We start from the raw sequence: 21,397 nt of genomic DNA, 5'->3' as shown, positions 1-21,397 counted from the left end.
CAGAGGAATATTCAGTATGAAAGATATCCGTCTCTACATGCTCCAGTCCGGTACGCTGAAGTGTAAGGTGCATAACATTAAGATGAATCAGGGCGCGGGAGCAGACTATGAAATCCCGGTTCCCTTTTTCCTGATCACCCATCCTGACGGACATACCATTATTGATGGTGGCAATGCCGTTGAAGTGGCAACCGATCCCAGAGCCTACTGGGGAGGCATCTGTGATGTTTACTGGCCGGTACTCGGTAAAGATCAGGGCTGTGTCGATCAGGTCAAAGCACTGGGCATTGACCCGGCCGATGTTAAATACGTGGTGCAGTCTCACCTGCATCTTGACCACACTGGTGCGATTGGTCGCTTCCCAAATGCACGCCATATTGTCCAGCGCATCGAATATGAATATGCCTTTACCCCGGACTGGTTCGCGGCCGGCGGCTACATCCGCAAAGATTACGATCGCCCCGGATTGGAGTGGCAGTTTTTGAACGGCACCGACGATGACTTTTATGACATCTATGGTGACGGCACGCTGACAACGGTATTTTCACCAGGTCACTCGCCCGGCCATCAGTCTTTTCTGGTGCGGTTACCCAACAGCCAGCCGCTGTTACTGACTATCGATGCGGCCTATACCCGCGATCACTGGGAACAAAAAGCGCTGCCGGGTTTTCTGGCCTCAGCGGTGGATTCCGTGCGTTCCGTGCAGAAACTGCGTGCCGTGGCCGAACGTGCCGGTGCGCTGGTGGTGACCGGTCACGATCCTGACGCCTGGTCTGAATTCAAAAAAGCCCCTGAATACTATTCCTGAATAATGCCGTCCGGTTGGGGCAGTAACCACGTGGGTTAAGCCACTCTCAAAAATCGAGGCGGGTTTATACTGCTTCGATTTTTATTCTATGGCCCTGATGACAAGGTTGCCGGGGGGGTGAGTCACCTCACAGCGCTGATAACTGAGAGTAATGCGTCGTTCCTTTGGAAAAAGCCTGCAGATTAAAGATCATATAGAAATTCAGGATGGGTACGGCAAGAGCAACGAGTAGTTGCTGGTGAATTGGTAACAGTTATGGTCCGGAGACTGACGTGCCAATGACTCATTTCATCGTATGACCCGTGAAGTTAAGTCCCCCCTTCTTGAGGTTGCTGCTTTATGCGAAGGGCATGAAATGAGCAACTTCAGCTCAATCAATTTTCAACTACCTCAGCAAAATCGCTATCTGCTGCAGAAATTGTAAAGGTCCGCTCCTCGCTCACAGCGGACATTGATGGGCGTGCAGGTCTGATCGTCCCCACAAACAGACTTTTAACGCTGTAAACCACCATCCGGTAAAAGTTGCATTGCGAGATACGAGCGGCAAAGCTTTTAGCTGTCCTGTGTTAATTTGCCTTGTCATTCCCCCGCTGCTCTCATGGAACGATGCACGTCACTTTCACAATCCGCGGCTTCGAAAGTAATCTTTTAGTCGCTGGTAACGAACATCTTGCCCAAGCTGCATATCAGCTTGAACGATTTGATCCAAACATTGCCCCAACTCTCGGGGCCTCCATTGTTGCTCGGCGATTACAGCATTCAGCAGGGCCAATGCATCCGCTGGATACCTGCTGCATATACTTGATTCGTGCAAAAGGTGAACGACATAGTCCGGGTGTTCGATTGGTTGTAGCCAGTCCTGCGTCGCAGTCAAAGCCGCCGGGAATTCACCGCGGGCGGCAATCACCATACGAGTCAAAGACTCGGAGATGCGCGGGGTGGCCAGGTTTCGGGATTTTGGCCATATCTGTTGCCAGAATGGCTGGGCACGGTTTTTCCAATAGTCCTCAGTCTGATCGGCCGCACCTTCAAGCGCCTGATAGAGCGCCTGCGCGGACTCCTCCAGACCTTCTTGTGGAAGCGTGCCAATCGCAGATCGGAACTCCTCCACGGTGTATCCCACGGTCGGGCCTAATGCTGCGTAAGTCAGGAAGGTCGCGAATTGCTGGCGGTGATCGCCAAGATCAGAATAGTGGTTTGCGCTCTCCAGGAACTGCGACTTGAAGGCTTCCAGTAATGGCGGGTACAGACGCGGCGACCAAAGGAAGCCTTCCCACACGGCTTTTGCTTCGACGGTATCGTTCCAGTTAAACAAGGGCAACAGGTGCTGTTCAGTCCAAGGGCGATCCACGCGGAAAAATGCGATCAGCCGGGAACCCAGTAGCACCCGGCCATAGCGGAATTGATCTATCTGCGTGTCGCACAGTGTGGTGAAGATGGGCTTCAAATCAGCAGGAAGCAGATCATTATCATTCGGGTTCTGCTTAAACCACAGGTTGACTAGTGTTTGCGTGACATGCCCAATGGGATGGTTGATCGCCAAACCGACAGGGTCATTGGTATCGATTCCGTGAGACTCTGATACTTTTTCGAGCGCCAGGACGCGGTGGCAAAGATTTAGCAGGATTTTCTCGTGGATGCTGATGGACTTAGAGGCCACCTCCATCCACCAAGTGACAGCCCGGTTTATCTCCTTAAGTACCGCATCTGGCATAGTCTGCACCAGCGGAGCGGCGTACCGCCAAGTGCGCAATACCATCCCTTCTTCGGCCCAGGTCTGCAGAGCTTCACGCCAGCGGCCCGCAGGCCATATCCCATCCTGTGATAGCTTAGATAACGCGGACAGACTGTGAAAAAAGCGCGTGCGGCAAACGTCATGCCAAGTATCTTCGTAGAAAGGCCGCCTTTCTGGCATTGGCTTTGCGAGCCATTGCACCAATTCCTGCCGCTTACGGGGCGCAATGTCGACATCCCGGCTGTCCTCGAAGTCTGGATCGCCGGTGCCGCTCATCCAGTGAGAGAACTCATCACGTTCGTTGGCTGAAAGCTTCCATTGCGGGTGGGCAGCGGATATTTCCGTCAGACGTGCCGCAGCAGATGCACCTAAAACAAGGCCTGAAGTACTGAGCTTGGCCAGACGCAGCCAGACGTAATGTCCCACCAGATCTTGCCAACTTTCTGCTTCCAAGTCATCCCGGTACATCTCGCGTGGAGGGCCCGTCAGGATGGCTGCTTCCAGACGGTCTTTTGCAGTTCCTGACAAATGCTGCGCCTGAAAAACAAACAGCCTTAATACCTCACGCTTGGTCTCTGTGGACCACAGCCACCACGTATTTTCTGTCAGTAACCAATTTACCCACCGTTCGGGAGGTATGCATTTGTCTTGGCTCGCAGCGAACAAGGCCAGACGTTTAAAGGTGGGGTATGGCAACTCAAACCAGTCAAGTGCGATGCGCGTAGCACGATCGCTGTCGTTGGAGCGAGCAACCAGCCATGCATCACGCAGCAATTCAATCAGGCTGACCCAGTCGCGGAACCCCCGGTTCTGCCAGTGCGGCGTAATGGACGGCAGATCCCAATGCGAGCGGTCGCTACGTTCGTCGGCCTCTCCCAACTCTCGCAGCAGATCCAGCGCATCACGCAACAACTGCTGGAATTCATCCAGCAGGAGCGGCAAAGCTGATCTCCATGACTTGTCGGCATGGTCGAGCAGGGTGGAATGCACGTGATCGGCGGCCAGCTCAAGCTCATAGTCCACAAGTTGCTTGATTCGCGGGGACTCAGCCATGCTGCCCGAATCGTCGTCACTCCAGCGAAACGGCTTCTTCAACACCACAATGGGAGCAAGTAACTCGCGTAACTCCAGGCGCAAAGTACTGGTCAAGCCCTCACGCTTCAGACGGCGTTGCCAACGATACAGGTCGAGGTGACGCCATGAAGATTTCACGCGACCACTGAGCAGAAGCCGCCACAATATGGACATTTGGGGCCCGGGAATGGCCTTGGGGGAATGCAAAAGAATTTCATCCCGCTCGGAGGTCTCACTATCACGCTCCAGCGCAGCAAAGCGATCCAGTTCGTGTTCGATCATCCAAGACCAACGGTCGTGCAATTGTCCCCCGCATTTTGCAATCCAGATGATCAGTCTTGGATCGTCCAGATAGCGGACCAGCCAGCGGGCTAATTGGAACATCATATCATCCCACTGGCTAACGCTGACGCCTCCAGAAGCCAGCAGGATCTGCGGAGCGCGGTCATAGGGCGCAGGCCGCCGAATCAGGCTAAATCGAAGTTTTGTGTCGATCTCTGCGTGTGGAGGCACATTGAAACGCGGCAAATCGCTGTACTGAAAGCGTTCGTCCGAGAAAGCTTTCAGTAGCCACTCCAGCGGTGGGGCAGGATTGAGTTCCGCAAAGCGTTTTGCCGGTAAACCTGATTTATCTGATAAGGCCCACAGCATCCGGCCCACAAAATCATCCTGCCGTGTGCTGTCCTGCGGACGTGCCAGAGCATGCTTGACGACGATGGCTTCTTTACCCTGTACACCGTCGCGATAAGTATCTGCCCAAGCGTTTAACGTCTGGTGCAGCGCTGAATGATCGTGGGTGCCCGCGGGTACGGTGTAAAGGATGGGGGTGACCCCCTTAGCCTCCCACTCAACGGTATTCCGGTGCTCCAGCCCCGGCTCACATTCACCCAGTGCCCATGCTTGCGGCGTGTCTTCACCGAGCATCCGATCGGCCGCCAACGCATCCATCATGTAGCGCAATACCGGATCGTTAATACTGTAGCCTACGAAGCAGACTACGTAGTTACGGAACAACTCGCTCACGAAGCGGGCTGCCCAGCGCTCCGTTAGGTAGGCCAGACCAAAGTCGCCGCTGGTGACCACCAGACGATTCAGGGCGGTATTGTCCGTATTCACCGGCAGCAGACCATGCAAATAGACCAGACCATCCCAGCGGCTGTTTTTCGGAACTGGCAGCATCGGCGCTGCGTATTCTTGAAAAGCCTGGCCCGTGCGTTTAGCTGCCACATGAAAGATGCGATCAAAGTTGGTAGTGACCAATCGAACTGTACCCTCGCGGCTGCGTGACAGGCGCAATAGAGCCGCCTGGGTATCAGTAGCCCCTCTGCGACGAAGCTTTGGCTTGAGGGCTTCGGCCAGCGCGCGGCGAACGGCCATACGCTGCCCCGGCAAGCGTCGCTCCAGTAGGTCCAGTGTGGCGTCGAATTGCTCGCGCTCGAAGGCATCACGCTCAATTTCCGAAAGTGTTGTGCCGTTCAGACGATAAATCTGCTCCACCAACCCCTTGAACCCCGGCAAACCGGCAGGGTAGGAAATTCCTGCTCCGCAGAAAAACACCACACGGCCTTCCTCGTGCGCCTGCAAAAGTGCATCCGGAATGTCAGGGCCATGGGTAATGAATTGCATTCCTTTTCTTCCTATCCAATAAGTATGTTCATTTAGCAAATGAGGGTTCAAGGGGCTAACACAGTATTAGACCGACCAGTGCAAGATCAGCTTCCTTGCAAGCTACTCTATCTTGAAAGGTTACTAAGTCCAACGTCCGCTCCTCGCTCATAGCGGACCTTCAGCTCAGTCAGCCTGTCATCACATTAATGACAGGCTGTGTAATACGAGAGGTAATATTATTACTTCACAAGGATGACCGGGCCGTGATTGTCACAATGATCCCCGTGAGGGTGGTGAAGATGACCATCAACCAGATAATCGATATGGTCGCCATGAGGCACAGCTTCATGTCCGCAGTTCGGTCCATGTACATGGCCCGGCTCATGGCCGCTGCAATGGTGGTCTGGCGTACACAAATCCGGGTTAGTGGCATTCACGGGTAACACGTGCTCATCGACATGGTCACCATGTGGATGGTGGAGATGCCCGTCATGCAGATAATCGACGTGATCGCCATGATGAATTGCTGTGTGACCGCATCCTGCACCGTGTTGATGCTCATGATGTGCATGATGTTTTTCATTGCAGGTAGACATAAATTACTCCCGGACGGTTAATGATCTTCGTTGATGTGTTCACATGCATTGCGAATAATATCAGCGACATGATTGTCTGCGAGACTGTAAATCATCATTCTGCCCTGACGCCGGCGCATCACCAGACGGTGATAGAGCAATTCTTTTAGCCGCGCAGAAACATTTACCATCTTCTCGCCAGACAGCTCGGTGAGTTCAGTAACACTTTTTTCCCCGTTTTCCAACAACATCAGCAACTGAAGACGACCTTCATCAGCTAATGCACGAAAAAACTGTGATACATCCTCTAAGTCACTATGCACATCAAACACCCTGTTATTCTATGGATTGTAAGAATAACAGAATAACAGAATAACAGAAAGGTTCAAGTAGTAGGTCTCACGGGACAAGATGTCAGAAACGCAAATCTCACTGAACTGCAGGTAGGTGATATTCAGAGCGGCTGCAATCATTGTCAGGCCGGTGGAAAATGTATCGGAGGAAAGCACTACATTACTGCCGGGTATTTTCAGCGAGGCGTTGATGCGGCAGGCTGTACAAAAGGCTGCAGGGAAGTAAAAAAAGAACCGGCAGCCCGGCAGAGCTGCCGGTGAAATTTGACTATTACTGGTTTTTCTTTTGGTTGAGTTCGCGTTACTTAGTCAGTTATCGTCTCGACTTTCCCTGACTTTGGCCTTTTTTAGCTTTTATCCCCACCCGGACCTGTTCCGGGCTTCCTGCACCGCCATGCAAAGATATACCAGAAATAACATTCACCTGCGGCAGAGGCCTTTTTGTGATGCGAAAGGGTGACGAAATTTAACTTCAGGCTGGATCTGAGATTTTTCTGAGGGTATGATTTTCGGACGATCGTGTGGCGCGATCGTAACGATCCTTTTCGGCGGGCTGTGGCGGTCTGCAGGAGAGGAGAGCATAAACCTCCGTGACCGAACATGCGCGGCCGCGGGGGCCACCGACTATCCGGATGGGACGTATCCGTAAAACGTCCAGGGTCAGAATCCGGCGCGCCCGGATTCTGAATGCAAAAACCCCCCGGTACTGCTCAACTTTGGCGGGCTGACAGTATCGGGGGGTTAAAAGCAGGCGCTGGCCTGTGCAGGATTATAACGCATGCATTTCATAAGACAACCCCTGTCCGCCATAAGTCCGGGACAGGGTGAATGACCAGATTTTAATCGGGTTAAACTGCCCGACCCCGTATGAAGCCAGACGTTGCAGCAGTGACCATTCTGCTGCCGGCATTTGCCTCCCGACCGGATGTGGCCTGGCTCCTGCTACGTTGCTGAAGTCTGTTTTCGGGCCGGACCGGCCGGCAATTCCTCTTCACATCAGAACGGTATTGTTAGCCCGTGACACCGGCAGTCATGACGGAGGGTTTACCCGCGTCTTTTTTCCGGCGGCTCTGTTTTCACGTCAGACGGTCTGTGAAGACCAGCGGCATACCTGTGGCCAGAGAACAGAGCGGTCTCAGTCTGCCGGGGAGGCGCTGCTATGAAGCAGGGCAAACCGTCACGGCACTGGAGTCAGCTCAGCACCGAAGAACAGGTGCGTTTCTGGCAGGGCGTCGACGCCGGTGAAACAGCTTCGTTTCTCGTCCCTGCCGGACCCCGTAAAACCCGCCGCGTAAGGGGCGAACACTCCACGCGGGCGAAATGTGAAAATCCGCGGTGGTTCCGGCCGGCGCGTTACAAACCGGTGGGTGGCCAGATCGGCTACCTCTACAACCGGCTGGTGAAAACCGATCCGGAAACCGGCCTCAGCGAGCTGCGCATGCGTATGTCGCTGCACCCTTACTACATGATGAACCGCCAGAAGGCGGGGCGTAAAAACCATTTCAAACCGGAAAAAGCCCGGCTGCTGGATACCACCTGGCCGGTTCTGATCAGTTTCTGCGACAAGGGCAAACATTCTGTCGGCATGTGTACGTCCCGGCTGGCTCAGGAGGTCAGTCCGAAAGACGAACACGGCAACGTCATTCCGGTGACGGCCGTCACGGTGAGCCGTATGTCCCGCCTGATTAACGAACAGGTCCGGTATGGCGTGCTCGCGGTGTCGGAAGAAAAAATGTGGGACCGCGCGTCCGGGCAGTGGCTGCCGAAGTACGTCTGGATAACCGATGCCGGCTTCCGGATGCTGGGTGCGGATATGGCCAGACTCGTAAAGGAGCAGGAAAAGGCGCTGCGCAGGAGCGAGGAGCGCCGGCAGATGATAGCAGAAGGGCTGATGCGGGAGGATGAAGACATCTCGCCACAGGCCGCCCGCCGTCGCTGGTACGACCGTAAAAGGATCGAGTCGCTGAAATACCGTCGTCAGCAGGGGGCGATGCGTAAGCGGGCCAACCGGCTGAGCAGCCATCCACGCGACGTTCAGGTGTTTGAGATGATGAAATACCTGCGTAAAACGCTGCCCGCAGGCGAGCTGCTGTACTGCACGGATGAGCGTCTTGAGAAGCTGGCTATCCGGCAACTCTTCCAGATGCAGCTGTTTGAGACACACGACACCCGCGTCTGACGCGTAACACCTGACATCCAGGCCATGCCCCTTAACCGGGGCTTTTGCCGTGGTTTTTTTTCAGGCTCCGGCCACGTCTTCGCCATTATTCCCGTTTCATGCCGGCCGCGACGTCGTTCATGCGCCGACAGCGTGCGCAAAACCCCGTAACTGTCCTTTTATCCACATAAATCCGCAATGGGATAACCTCAAAAAGCAGCAAACGGATACCAGATAATCTGCAAAACATTCGTAAACACTGTTTTAAGGTCTTCCGGATAAACCCGGAACGATCTCTGTCATCCGCAAGATTGTGGATAAGTGAAAAAGGCCTTCGCTCGCAGCGGCCGCAGGCGTCCGCGCCGCTCAGAACGGGAAGTAGCTCCCGCTGACGCGGGCCCCAAAATCAACCGATTTAGTTACAGCATACATTCATTCACTGTAAACAGCACCGGCGCAGTCCTGCACCCTGAGTGCCCCACCAGGCAGGGACCGGAGCCGGACCTGATAACCCATCGCCCCCACTGACCAGCCGCCGCCGCCCGGCCCGCAGGGCCGGAACTGCAGTGGCTGATTAATGGGTGTTGTAACTAATAGTTTTTGTGTTGCTGTGAGTAAAGTTGCTTCAGGGTACAGTGAACACGCCCGTAAGCGGCCCTGACGGCCCGCTGACGCGGAGATACGCCCCGACTGCGGCTGCGCCTTGTCGTGACCACTCCGACGGCGTACAGTGGCTTTCGTGCGGCGGTAAGCGGGTTTGGCTTTTCAGCTACCGTGTTAAGTTCCACATCCATCGCTGAAAGTTTTGATGAACACCCCCCTAAGCGTCAGCAGCAAGCTGCCGACGCCAAGGCCCCGGAAATCACGCCCTTCACGTCGCAAGCGCCGTGAAGGCCGCTCACCGGGGTTAAAAGGGGTTACCTGAGTTTCTTCATTGCTGAAAGCCCGCAAGGCTGTTCAGGGAAAGGTGGGGAATTGCACGATTTATACGTTCATAACCGGCTACGCCGGGCGTATGGCGCCGTTAAGCTTCTCAGCCATCTTTTACGTCATCTGGCGCCTTCATGCCGCTGAAGCGGCATTCTGAATACGGCTCTCACTGCAGGGATTAATTCAGATTAAAACGTCCGCTTTGTGCTGTGAGTTCAACGGGTCGATGCAACGCTATCCTTAATCAAGGGGGGACGTTGCCATGAAACGAAGAACGCGCATTTACTACACGCCAGAACAGAAAGCGATTATCTGGGACAGATATAAGCAAGGTGATTCCCTGCATGATATCGCCAGAATGTTCGACAGATATCATTCTTCTGTTATGCCCACTATCCACCAGACTGGTGGATACCGTCCCCCTGTCCGAAAGCGACATCGGTTAGCGCTTTCGCTAGATGAAAGAGAGGAGATATCCAGAGGGCTGGTAGCAAAACGTAGCATCAGGGACATCGCTGCCAAATTATCAAGAGCTCCTTCAACGATTAGCCGCGAGATCAAGAGGCACGGAGGTGCAAAACAATATCGTGCAGCAAAAGCGGATGCTACTGCATGGGAAAGTGCCCTGAGACCAAAAACCTTGTAAGCTAATTGAAAGCCCCACGTTGTGTAAAATCATTGCAGAAAAGATGCATCAGGACTGGTCGCCGGAGCAAATCGCCGGTTGGCTGAAACGCTGTTATCCGGATAATCAGGAAATGCATGTGTCACACGAAACGATTTATAAAACGCTTTTTATACAAACCCGGGGGGCATTAAAAAAAGAGCTGCAGCAATGCCTCAGAAGCGGAAGAGCGGTTCGTAGATCCAGAACGTCATCGCTTAAAGGGAAAGGATTAGGATCAATCCCGGATGCGATACCAATAAGCGAAAGGCCACCTGAAGTTGCAGACAGAGCCATACCGGGTCACTGGGAAGGTGACCTGATCCAGGGCTCGAAAAACTCCTATATAGTCACTCTCGTAGAACGCCATTCCCGCTTTGTTATGCTGGCCAAAATCAGAGACAACAAGACCATAACGGTTATATCTGCACTCATCAGACAAGCCCGGGAATTGCCTGGGGAGCTTTATAAAACATTAACATGGGATCGGGGCGCGGAAATGACCAGCCACACTCGATTTACTGTAGCGACAAACATTCAGATTTATTTCTGTGATCCTCAATCTCCCTGGCAACGTGGCTCAAATGAAAATACGAACAGATTGCTCAGACAATATTTTCCAAAAGGAACTGACTTATCGGTTCACAGCCAGCAAAGACTAAACAGTGTTGCCAGACAGCTCAACGAAAGGCCGAGAAAAACGCCAGACTATGAATCACCCGCAGAGCGGTTCAATAAGTGTGTTGCATCCATCGGTTGAACTCACAGCCAGAAGCAGACATGCAAAACGCACTCTTGCCCCTGACGTGAGCATGAATCCGATAGTCTTCATCACGTGAGCGGCTACACAGATAAACCTGACTCAGTAATAAAGTCTATAAAACAGCGTACTCTGGGTGAGAGGTAGCGGCCTGATGGCCACACGGCGGAGAAATGACCCTGCTTTGTACAGTACCCGTGCATCACTTCTTTAAGTTGTCCCTCTGCCAGCGCCTCGCAGACTATAAAGTCGGGCAGATAGCTGATCCCTGTTCCCGCCAGGCTCAGGCCAATGGCCGCTTCAATATTATTTACCGTCAGAACCGATTCAGCGCTGAGTGGAGCCCCGGGGCGGAGGCCGTTCAGTTCCCAGGGCTGCAGCAGACCTGTTGAGGGTAAGCGAAAAAGAATGCACCGGTGCGCCGTCAGCTCCGCAGGTGACACCGGAACGCCTTTTTCCTCCAGATAGCCGGGGCTGGCACAGAGAGTGAAGCTGAATTCACCCAGCCTTCTGGCGGTCAGCCTGGAGTCAGCCAGCTCTCCGCTGCGTATTGCCACGTCGAACCCTTCGTCAATGATATTCACCAGACGATCGCTGAAGTCGAGGTCCATTTCGACCTGCGGGTAACGTCGGTTAAATGCGGAAAGTGCGGGAAGCAGGAGCCTGTAACCTGCTACGGGAAGGGAAACCCGAAGTTTACCCACGGGCTCAGCGGCACTGTTCGTCAGCTCTGATTCGGCCTCATTGAGCTGCTCAAGAATATGCTTACACCTGACCAGTAGTGCCGCCCCTTCCGGGGTCAGACTTACATTCCTTGTGCTGCGATTAAAAAGCCGCACACCCAGTTTATGTTCAAGTCTGGCAACGTTCTTACCGACTGCTGACGCTGAAATACCCAGCAGCCTTCCGGCCTGCACAAAGCTCAGTGTCTCGGCTGTCCGTACAAAAGAGGTAAGAGAAGTCAGGCTGTCCATTGATTATTAACTTTATGTCTGTTCAGAAGGTAGCTGCAGTCTATTTATCCGAGCTTTTGTCCGCAATAACATCGCAGCAGTTTTCATTCATTAGCTGTCCGGACAATTAAGGTAACACCATGACATTTGCAGCCAGCACATTCTGCCGCCTCTCGGGAACTGCAGCAGCCCTGACCATTTTTATGGCGGCTACGCTTCTGCCGTTAAGTTTTACCGGGGGCGTAGTCACAACGCCCGCCATACAGCGCATGCTGGGTGGCTCACCAGAAGAACTATCGTGGCTTACGAATGGATTTATGCTGACGTTCGGCAGTTTTCTGCTGACAGCAGGGATTGCAGCAGATGACATCGGGAGAAAACCGGTTTTTCTCACGGGTGCAGCGCTGTTCTGTCTCAGCAGTATTTTCACAGTCCTCACGAACAACCTGATGATGTCAGGCATGCTCAGGTGTGTGCAGGGACTGGCAGCGGCCATGATACTGGCCAGCGGAAGCGCTCTGCTGGCCAGGCTCTATACCGGCGCTGCCCGGAGCCGCATGTTCAGCCTGCTGGGCACCGTCTTTGGTGCTGGCTTAGCATTCGGCCCGCTGGCTGTCGGACTTATTACGGATATGCTCACCTGGCGCTGGGTCTATATTCTGTTTGCTGTGCTTTCAGGATGTGTACTGCTCGCCGGTATGATGTTTCTGCCTCAGTCACAGCAGAGCAGTCTATCCCCTTCAGATAAAACAGGTCTGGCATTGTTTACGGCGGCGCTGATGGGGTTTACCACTGCAATGATGCTCCTGCCCACACGCGGGTTTTCATCACTTCTCACACTCGCTTTATTCCTCAGCTCTGTACTGCTCTTCAGCGGATTTATCGTGCGTTGTCTGAGTGTGAGCAATCCTGTTCTGGATATTTCACTGCTGCGAAGTCGCAGCTTTGTCGGAGCTATGCTGCTGCCGGTGGCGACCTGCTATTGCTACATTGTTCTGTTGATCATTATTCCGCTGCATTTAATGGGCGGAAATGGTTTCAGCGAGTCTCAGAGCGTAGTTTATCTTCTGGCACTCACTTCTCCGATGATGATCTTTCCTTACTTTGCAGCCCTGCTGACGCGCTGGTTTTCACCGGCCGTGGTGTCAGCTTCAGGGCTGGTGCTCGCCTCTGCCGGGTTACTTTTTCTCGGTCCGGCATTACACAATGACAGCATAACTCTTCTTCTCTTTTCGATGCTGATAACAGGAGCAGGAGCGGCATTACCGTGGGGACTGATGGATGGACTGGCCATTTCTTCCGTTCCGGTTGAAAAGGCAGGTATGGCGGCGGGCCTGTTCAATACCGTTCGTGTTGCAGGAGAGGGTATTGCTCTTGCGGTGGTCTCCGCGTTTCTCACTAACGTGAACGATCTGAACCTTAACAAAACTGTGCACGGTTTTGCGCCACATGTAATTCATCTTGCCGCATCCTGGCTGGGAGGCGGTAATATTCAGCAGGCCATCGCACTCTTGCCCGGCATCCCGCGCGAGGTAGTTCAGGTCAGTTATGACAATGCTTATTCATTGCTGTTTCAGGTCCTGTCTGCAATAACGTTTGTTTGTGCGATCATTGTCTGGGGCATGCTGGGCTACAAGGCTCATGATTTAGCTACGGCCAAAACTGATTCAAGAGACGAGCACATAAGATACTGACCTGAGTGCAATGTCCGCTCTGTGCCCAGGCTGTGTGAAAACTCTGACCTAAAACTGAAGGGCGCGCATCTACGCAAAATCTGGAATTGCTCGACTGGTTAGCTGAACCAAAATTTACGTATGAGCGCAGTTTTCAGCTCTGTTTTTCGCATTTGAAGCGACCAAAACAGTTTTCACACAGCCTGTGCCACAAGCGGACATTCATAACCCCACGTTAAGCTGATGCGCGGCGATCAGGTCTCGCTCCTGTATTAACTCAGATGCACTAGAGAGAACCAGTCAGGGGCATCTGTAAAATAAGCCCGAACACACTGTCCTGCCCGCCCTCAGTCTGCTTTACAGTCACAATGCCGTGCCGAATTCCATACTCACAGGCTCTATCAACCCGAGAAAGGTTTCGCATGCCTCATTACCTGCCCAACTGCCACATATCTTTTGCGACTGTGACAGACTGCCAGAGCGCGCGAGGTCTATGAATGTTCCATCCTCGAGCCGGAACAGCCTCTGTCCACGCCACCCCGGCAGTCCTGAAAGGTGACTCTCACACATTCTTCTCCATGCTGAGAGCGCCAGCTCTTCTGTTACGCCTTCACGGAGCCTGAAGCGCCCGATTTCAACGCCGTCTCCCTGCTGCATCAGGGGAAGGCCCCCTACTGGCGAGGCAAAATATCCGGAACCGATAAAATCGCTGACTGACTCTCTGAAACCTGAGAATCTCTCGCTGGCTGAGACAATCTTTCCTGCTGAAGCGGCCGATTCCGGGCTGTCCCACACCACGAGATCAGCTCTGACAAACGGGCTGTGACAGCCAGCCAGAGGAAGCCAGCCACTGAAACCGGGAAGTTCTGAAGCCTGCTGTACGGCACCTGTACGCTGCCGGTCTGAATCTGTCAGGTTTTCTGTCCTGTAAATAACGATTTCGATGCACTGGCTTTGATTTTCCATGAAATAACGCCCTTTTAAGTTTAAGAAAACAGAGTGTTTCATAACCCACTGACAGAACATGTCAGTGGGTGATAATCTGAATGAATGAAAATGCACCGGCTGTTCTCAATACTTGATTTACTTCGCGCCGCACGTTATCCGCTTTCTGCCGAAACACTGGCGCAGCGGATGAATGTCTCTGTTCGCACCATTTATCGTGATATGGCGAGTCTCAGTGTCCTGGGTGCACCCGTGCATGGTGAGCCCGGACTGGGTTATCAGCTTGAAAAAGGTTTCTTTCTGCCGCCTCTGAAATTTGACCCTGATGAAGCGGAAGCCATCATGCTTGGACTTAAGTTAGTCATGGCCAGAAATTCAGATTGCCTGCGCGATGCAGCGGAGCGTGTCTCAGGAAAAATAGCTGAGGCCATGGGGGATAAAAGGGGAGCCTTCCTGGACCTTCCTTTTCAGGCAGTTACACGTACCCGCCCTGAAGATACGATGGCGGAAAGATGGGAAGAACAACTGCGCGAAATGATACGCAAAAGAATGATTGCACAACTTACGTACACTGATTTGTCTGGAAAAGAAAGTCGCCGCCTCGTCTGGCCTCTGGGATTGACTGTCTTTGATGAGGCCTGGCTGCTGACAGCCTGGTGTGAAACACGCTGTGACTTCCGAAATTTCAGGCTGGACAGAATCAGTGCTCTGTTTTCAACTGGTGCGCGATTCCTTAACCAGAAAGGACGTCGGATGCAGGATTACCTTTCCGGCCTGCAGGCTCCAGTGTGCCCGTTAGTCAGTCAAAAAGGGACATGCAGTTAGGCATGTTTCTTTGCTGAGCAAAGGCAGATGTGTTCGCCGGATGTGCCATCATGTCGGGTGAAGCCGAGGGAAACGCGCTGCTGACAAGTTTTAAACATTAGACCAGTGTGACCTCAAGGGCGAAGACCTGCATGGGTCGTTATTGTGCAGGCTGTATTAACATGTCACCGGCACTCACTCATTCTTCAGGCTCGGGAAGAAGCGTTTGAGAAGGCTGTTATCCCGGCAGTTTCCTCGCCGGCTCATACTCTGCTTTAGAGGTGGTAGCTAATCACCACATATCCTCAGATAAAAGGGGAGTGTTCGCCAGGCAGAACTTGTCATAACGCAATCGGCTTCGCCGGGCTACCGGCACTTGGCCAATTTATCCTGGCGGGCATCAACTGGCGCCTTCATGCTCCTGAAACAGCTTCCTCTGGCCACTTCTAACTGCGGATATCAATTCCAAATTAAAAGTTCCGCTTTGTGCCACAAGCGGGCATTGTCAGTACTGAAAGGGGCAAATGTTACAAGACTATGCTTTGGTTTTTCCTTCCTGAATGAAATTTCATGATCTATCAGTGGCTCTGCTGCCTGAGCAGAGCCATATCTGGGCTAGACCGGTTTAACTGAGCATGTTGCTATGAAGGTTGGCATGTACTTATCAATAAGAAAACGTGGCGCTGGCTGAAAAGCCTCATCGAAACCTGTCAGCATCAAACCAGCTTCCAGTTGCCCGTTTATTTGTGTAGTGGTCAACTAAAACTGGCCACCGCTTTAGAGTTTTTCCAGTATCGGTTTTCCGATTCGTTTGGGGGTAACCCACCGTTATAGTCATGCGGCCTTAGCGAGCTGTAATACCCGACGATATAGTCTGTGATCGCATGTGCAGCTTCGCTAAAGTTTATATAACCTGTCACTGGCACCCACTCGTTTTTCAGACTTCTGAAGAAGCGTTCCATCGGGCTGTTGTCCCAACAGTTTCCACGTCGGCTCATACTCTGCCTGATCCGGCAACGCCACAGTAACTGCCGGAACTGCCTGCTTGTATAGTGGCTACCCTGGTCACTGTGGAACATCACTCCGGCTGGTTTACCGCGAGTTTCCCACGCCATTTCCAGTGCTTTGATGGTCAGCCTGCTGTCCGGTGAGAATGACATTGCCCAGCCCACCGGTTTTCTTGCGAACAGATCGAGAACAACAGCGAGGTAAGCCCAACGCTTGCCTGTCCAGATATACTGACCTGCCCCCAGGATTAGATACAACCGTCAGTTAGTAATGTCGGTTTGTTTACCTCCACATTTTCCATTTCGCCACCGTGCTGCAAACTCTGATGGCGTCAGATAATTCAGTGCCGAATGTGGACGACACTCGTTATAATCCTGCCTCCAGTCGTTAATGGTTTTCCTGGCGTGAACGATATCGCTGAACCAGTGTTCGTTCAGACACTCATCGCGAAAGCGTCCGTTAAAACTCTCAATAAATCCGTTCTGCGTTGGCTTACCTGGCTGGATAAGCCGTAGTTCCACACCATGCTCAAAGGCCCATTGATCGAGCGCGCGGCAGGTAAATTCCGGGCCCCGATCGGTTCTTATTGTCGCCGGATAGCCCCGAAACAACGCGATGCTGTCCAGAATACGCGTGACCTGAACGCCGGAAATACCGAAAGCAGCGGTGATCGTCAGACACTCCTTCGTGAAATCATCCACACAGGTCAGGCACTTGATCCTGCGACCGTTGGCCAGTGCGTCCATAACGAAATCCATCGACCATGTAAGGTTCGGCGCATCCGGGCGAAGAAGCGGAAACCGTTCGGTCGCCAGCCCTTTACGGCATCGTCTGCGTTTTACGCTCAGTCCATTAAGGTGGTAAATACGGTATACCCGCTTGTCGTCTAATCAGTCAATATCAGGATCAGATGGAGTCTTTGTCGTCTTCGTAGTCATTTTTTCAATGCTACAACATGTTGCAAGACGTCGTCTTCATTCCTATGTGATTCCCGCAAGGCTTTCACCCTGCAAAGCGAGTCCCGGAATTGAAGTTTAAGACGGTCTCAGTCTGATTTGATTGTGACTTCCCACTTCTTAATTTATAGCGTTAAGCCGTTCATTATAAGTAGTCTCTGATTTCCACATACTTAGCATCAGTGTTGTCAGTTTTCTCGCAAGGGCAACAATAACTTTCTTGTAGCCCATTCTGTGCCGGAGTCCATTTGCCCATATGGCCAGGCTTGTATCAGTGCCATAACGCGTCAACAGACAGGATGCTGCTTCGTAGAGAAGTGTGCGCGTCATTCTGTTGCCCTGTTTTGAAATTCCCCCATTCCTGTCTACCTCACCGGATTGGTACTTTTTGGGCGTTAATCCGAGGAAAGCGCCGACATCACTTACTCGTCTGAAACGCGAAGGATCATCAATTGATGTTTTAAAGCTTAATGCTGTCAGAACACCCACACCCGGAATAGATCGTAATATCTGACAAACTGGATCTTTTCGGGCAAGCTTTTCCAGCATGGAGTTAAATTTTTTTATCTGGTCAGAAAGATGTTCCCACGTATTTAGCAACATAATCACTGCGGGTTTAACGGTTTCCAGCGAAGGTGATGACTCAAGTACAGAACGCTCAAACACACTGTTTTTCCCGGGGGGAAGAACAACACCGAATGTTTTCAGGAGCCCTCGGATCTGATTAGTTACGGCAACCCTGAGCTGAACCAGTTTTTCCCGGCTGGTCAGAATGAGTCTTTGCTGATGGCATTCAAGGCTTTTGACATGTACTGGTTTGTACCATCCGGAAAGGACCAGCCGGGCAATACCAAAAGCGTCATTTTGATCAGTTTTATTCAACTGCATCGACAATGCTGCATGAACATGGCGGGCATGGATACAATCAATGTCCAGGCCAAAGCTCTTGAGTGAATGGTAAAGCCAGACGCAAAGTGGCCCTGTTTCCAGACCCACTTTCGAGTTATCAAATCCTTCAGAAAAGAGATAATTGGCGATAACACCGGGATGCGTATCGACGTTAGCCATACGAATTTTATTGCCGTTATGGTCTATAACGCAGATGCTTGTTTTCTTTTGAGAAACATCAAGCCCAACGAAGGTTTTCATGGCTGTCACCTCAAATATCACGGATCGGGATCGTTTTAAGATTACAGCATGTGATTGACGTGAAGGCCCTCCCTACGCAGCAACTGCCAGATACGCCGGTAACCAAAACGTCTGCGTTCAAGCGCCAGCTCAGTAATACGCCCTGATAAATGAGCATCAGCAGCCGGACGCTGAGCATCATAACGGCAGGTCGACAGGGACAAACCTGTAAGCCTGCAGGCACGACGTTGCGACAGACCGGTCACATCACACATCAACATCACGGCTTGCCGCTTCTGGTCTGTCGTCAGTACTTTCGCCCCAGAGCCACCTGAAGCGCCTCCTTATCCAGCATGGCTTCGGCAAGCAGCTTCTTGAGCCTGGCGTTCTCTTCCTCAAGCGACTTCAGCCGCTTAACCTCGGGCACCTCCATACCGCCATACTTCTTACGCCAGGTGTAAAAGGTGGCGTCGGAAATGGCGTGCTTACGGCAGAGCTCACGGGCAGAAACCCCGGCTTCAGCCTCGCGGAGGATACTGATGATCTGTTCGTCGGAAAAACGCTTCTTCATGGGGATGTCCTCATGTGGCTTATGAAGACATTACTAACATCGTGGTGTATTAATCAACGGGGAGCAGGTCACCAGAACCTGACTGCGTAACACCGCTCGCCTGCCGTCTGGCTTTTCGGGGCTTTTTTCCCAGTATTTGTAGCTGCTGCGATGAACCCCGAACACGTGGCAAAGTGTGACCACAGGATACTGCGCTCTGAGTTTCCCGATTAACGAGAACTGTTCAGGGAGTCTGACATCAAGAGCGCAGTAGCCTTTTTTAATATGTCGTTTTCCATTTCAATGCGTTGTAGCTTTTTCTTCAGCTCGCGTATTTCAATCTGTTCCGGGGTTATAGGGGAGGCTTTAGGTATTTTGCCCTGTCGTTCATCCCGCAACTGCTTTACCCATCGCGTCATGGTAGAAAGACCCACATCCATAGCACTGGCCGCAGCTGCAACGGTGTAGTTCTGATCAAGGACCAGTTGAGCTGATTCGTGTTTAAACTCTGCGCTGAAATTTCTTTTTTTCATTGGGACACCTGTGTTGTTCTGAGATGAGCATATCACCTCTATTCAGGTGGCCAAATTCAGTAAACCACTACACCTGCAACAACAGAATGATATTCAGTGTCACTGATAATAATAGTGCCTGTAACAGCCAGAATTCCGGTAAGCTTATTATTAGCAAATTATCCCATAATCACGCGGCGACAGGTAAACATTACCAGCGCTACCATGGGTGCTGGCAGAGCCAGACTCAGGACAACCTGAAGAGCTGGCGTGAAAGTTGAAGCGGAGGGCCATGAGCTGCCAGACAGGATCGGTACTTGATCAGTCCTTAGGGAAGAGATCGAATCGCTCAGCTTCAGTGGTGGTAGCTAATCATCACCTATGGTTAGATACAGGGAAAGAGTTGGGGATAGGCAGAATCTATCAAAGCGTAACCGGCATCGCCGGTCTACCGGCGCCATGGGGCCAGATAAGCCTGGCAAGCAACAGCTGGCGCCTTCATGAGCTGTCGCGCATAAAACCTGATTAAGTGCAGGAGATATCCTCATGCAGCACCTTGATGACGACGAAATCAGAACAACTTACTGGGAAACGTGCAAACTTGCCAGCATGGTTTGTCTGAGGAAAGTGAGTAATGGTGAATTAATTAGCAGCGAAGTGATCAAACATGATCTTATACTTAACTCAGTGCGCAACTAGAGCTGAATGTTGAGATTGAACATCTGATGGAGCCACCTTCGTAAGTGCGCCGAAGGTTTTAATTTACAGTAATGTTGTTATTGACTCATGTTGTCAAGAATTTTAACTCTACAGCGAATCTCTCATGAAGAAAAATAACACAGTTGAAAAAATAAGTTCATTAGATTTAATGCTTTGGAACTTTTTATGTTTTTACGTGATAATGTTGTGCATGGTGCCCATTCAATCCCAGACTTTTCCAATCATTGTTTGGTCAGGGATGGTTATCACCAACATGCTAACTGTAGTTCGTTTTTATATTATAAAACAATCAAATGGAAAGCCTGCTACAACATTTGAAGGGATTTTTGGCAAAACATCTAAGTCGGCCCTCACTTCGCTCTTTCTTTACATGTTCATTAACATTTCATTTAAATCATTAAGCTTCATCACAGTTATCATACCGCTTGCATTAATTGGAATAAATGCATGCTCAGTAATTTACACCATAGCATGCCATATTAAGTCAATAGATAATAGAAATAATGAAATTCAGAAAAGAGTTATTGTGATAATAAAATATTCTTGGTTAATTGTCTCGTTAATTTCATACTATCTTGCACGCTCTTTCATATCTAATTTCCTTGATATGCCGTTCGATACAACGGTATATAAGTTAATGACGATTTTTTTCGCAATGTTTTTCATATTCCTTTCATATTGCATGCTTTATATTTTATTTGTTTACATATTGATTATTGCTTGGAAAAAACCAAAAAAATTCAAGGGTGATTCATCTGCATATGTAAAATATACGCTTTCGTTTTTTTGCCCATTAATTGCAATAGGTTTTTTTTCATATAGTCAAGTTTCACAACAAACAGTTTCAATTTTAAAATTAGGTTTCAATTTTTCTTTAAAGTATGATACTCGAGATACTTTTTTTTGTAATAATAAATATATGTTTCTTACTAAACATCCCGATGCTCATTTTTTGTATGTATCTCAAGGTAACTATCGGGTCTTTATACCACACCGTGATGATTTTACGATCTCACGTTTATCATGTACGAATAAAGTACCTTTCTACTCTCTCGTTAATGTATACAGTAAAGAAGGCTTAATAATAGCGGATTTGGAAAAACGGGCGGAAATGCTTACTAATGACTTGAAAGCAACAATGGTTCGTCATATACAATAATATTAGGTGGTTATTTAACCTAGTGGATAGCTTCAACGATGCAGGGCTTACCTGCATTGTTATCTCCGACGAGAATATTGAGATCTGAATTGAGTTCCAATCGAGCATAACTGCAGCTGAACCGTTTCCAAACACGCGATAATTTCGCGCGTAAATACATTTTAAACTTTTTTATAGTTTGATACTAAAGTACTAGTTCTAAGCAAAGTTCTTGAACGAAAAAATCAACGTGCAATCTGACAATCCCGCGCAAGGATAATCGCCCATTTTGAATCGCTACTTTTGTCTTAAACGGGTAAGGGATGACAAAAGAGGAGATGGGAA

General features: G+C 50.9%; 12 protein-coding genes and 5 pseudogenes. 6 read left to right on the top strand and 11 right to left on the bottom strand.

Annotated elements, in window-relative coordinates; all coding sequences use genetic code 11:
- The first annotated feature begins 16 nt into the window (after positions 1-16).
- Complete coding sequence (gene attM, locus GKC68_RS13375) at positions 17-808, top strand: N-acyl homoserine lactonase AttM (RefSeq protein WP_028722793.1); 792 nt, start codon at positions 17-19, stop codon at positions 806-808.
- 619 nt (positions 809-1,427) lie between these two features.
- Here attM and dsr1 read toward each other — a convergent pair.
- The 4 genes from dsr1 to GKC68_RS13355 all read right to left on the bottom strand — a co-directional run bounded on the left by dsr1 (position 1,428) and on the right by GKC68_RS13355 (position 7,063).
- Positions 1,428-5,243, bottom strand: coding sequence for an anti-phage defense-associated sirtuin Dsr1 (gene dsr1, locus GKC68_RS13370; protein WP_200286720.1), 3,816 nt, complete (start codon positions 5,241-5,243; stop codon positions 1,428-1,430).
- Positions 5,244-5,464: 221 nt separating this feature from the next.
- Positions 5,465-5,821: a hypothetical protein gene (locus GKC68_RS13365; RefSeq protein ID WP_260412015.1), complete on the bottom strand. Its 357-nt coding sequence runs from the start codon at positions 5,819-5,821 to the stop codon at positions 5,465-5,467.
- Between the two features lie 17 nt (positions 5,822-5,838).
- Positions 5,839-6,123: a metalloregulator ArsR/SmtB family transcription factor gene (locus GKC68_RS13360; protein ID WP_260412016.1), complete on the bottom strand. Its 285-nt coding sequence runs from the start codon at positions 6,121-6,123 to the stop codon at positions 5,839-5,841.
- A gap of 799 nt (positions 6,124-6,922) precedes the next feature.
- Positions 6,923-7,063 carry a hypothetical protein gene (locus GKC68_RS13355; RefSeq protein WP_210531086.1) on the bottom strand — a complete coding sequence of 47 codons (141 nt, stop codon included), beginning with the start codon at positions 7,061-7,063 and terminating at the stop codon, positions 6,923-6,925.
- A 249-nt stretch (positions 7,064-7,312) separates the two neighbouring features.
- On the opposite strand from GKC68_RS13355, the gene repA reads away from it, so the two are divergent.
- Complete coding sequence (gene repA / locus GKC68_RS13350) at positions 7,313-8,332, top strand: plasmid replication initiator RepA (RefSeq protein WP_342656251.1); 1,020 nt, start codon at positions 7,313-7,315, stop codon at positions 8,330-8,332.
- A 1,171-nt stretch (positions 8,333-9,503) separates the two neighbouring features.
- Positions 9,504-10,665, top strand: a pseudogene (locus tag GKC68_RS13345) (IS30 family transposase).
- An 83-nt stretch (positions 10,666-10,748) separates the two neighbouring features.
- Here GKC68_RS13345 and GKC68_RS13340 read toward each other — a convergent pair.
- A complete protein-coding gene (locus tag GKC68_RS13340) occupies positions 10,749-11,639 on the bottom strand; it encodes a LysR family transcriptional regulator (protein WP_028723017.1) in 891 nt (296 codons plus the stop codon).
- 119 nt (positions 11,640-11,758) lie between these two features.
- On the opposite strand from GKC68_RS13340, the gene GKC68_RS13335 reads away from it, so the two are divergent.
- Positions 11,759-13,312, top strand: coding sequence for an MFS transporter (locus tag GKC68_RS13335; protein ID WP_342656250.1), 1,554 nt, complete (start codon positions 11,759-11,761; stop codon positions 13,310-13,312).
- Between the two features lie 342 nt (positions 13,313-13,654).
- On the opposite strand, the gene GKC68_RS13330 is transcribed toward GKC68_RS13335, so the two are convergent.
- Positions 13,655-14,299 (bottom strand): hypothetical protein, encoded by a 645-nt coding sequence (locus GKC68_RS13330; protein ID WP_342656249.1) that lies wholly within the window; start codon positions 14,297-14,299, stop codon positions 13,655-13,657.
- A 48-nt stretch (positions 14,300-14,347) separates the two neighbouring features.
- Here GKC68_RS13330 and GKC68_RS13325 point away from each other — a divergent pair, with 48 nt between their 5' ends.
- The gene (locus GKC68_RS13325; protein WP_272844066.1) at positions 14,348-15,061 is read left to right on the top strand and encodes a YafY family protein; all 714 of its coding nucleotides are present in this window, start codon (positions 14,348-14,350) and stop codon (positions 15,059-15,061) included.
- Positions 15,062-15,795: 734 nt separating this feature from the next.
- On the opposite strand, the pseudogene GKC68_RS13320 reads toward GKC68_RS13325, so the two are convergent.
- The 5 genes and pseudogenes from GKC68_RS13320 to GKC68_RS13300 form a co-directional block, all read right to left on the bottom strand.
- Positions 15,796-16,278: pseudogene (locus GKC68_RS13320) on the bottom strand (IS3 family transposase); the annotation flags it as partial.
- 30 nt (positions 16,279-16,308) lie between these two features.
- Positions 16,309-16,938: pseudogene (locus tag GKC68_RS13315) on the bottom strand (IS3 family transposase); the annotation flags it as partial.
- Positions 16,939-17,124: 186 nt separating this feature from the next.
- Positions 17,125-18,153 carry an IS110 family transposase gene (locus GKC68_RS13310; protein ID WP_110145283.1) on the bottom strand — a complete coding sequence of 343 codons (1,029 nt, stop codon included), beginning with the start codon at positions 18,151-18,153 and terminating at the stop codon, positions 17,125-17,127.
- A 50-nt stretch (positions 18,154-18,203) separates the two neighbouring features.
- A pseudogene (locus GKC68_RS13305) lies at positions 18,204-18,703 on the bottom strand (IS3-like element ISRaq1 family transposase); the annotation flags it as partial.
- A gap of 75 nt (positions 18,704-18,778) precedes the next feature.
- Positions 18,779-19,215: pseudogene (locus tag GKC68_RS13300) on the bottom strand (transposase); the annotation flags it as partial.
- An 802-nt stretch (positions 19,216-20,017) separates the two neighbouring features.
- Here GKC68_RS13300 and GKC68_RS13295 point away from each other — a divergent pair.
- A complete protein-coding gene (locus GKC68_RS13295; RefSeq protein WP_342656248.1) occupies positions 20,018-21,073 on the top strand; it encodes a hypothetical protein in 1,056 nt (351 codons plus the stop codon).
- Positions 21,074-21,397: the final 324 nt, after the last annotated feature.

The organism is Pantoea sp. RSPAM1 (genome assembly GCF_038816185.1).
Taxonomy (GTDB): Bacteria; Pseudomonadota; Gammaproteobacteria; order Enterobacterales; family Enterobacteriaceae; genus Pantoea; species Pantoea ananatis.
Note: the sequence above shows the minus strand (reverse complement) of the source record. Positions and strands in the feature narration are given on the sequence as shown.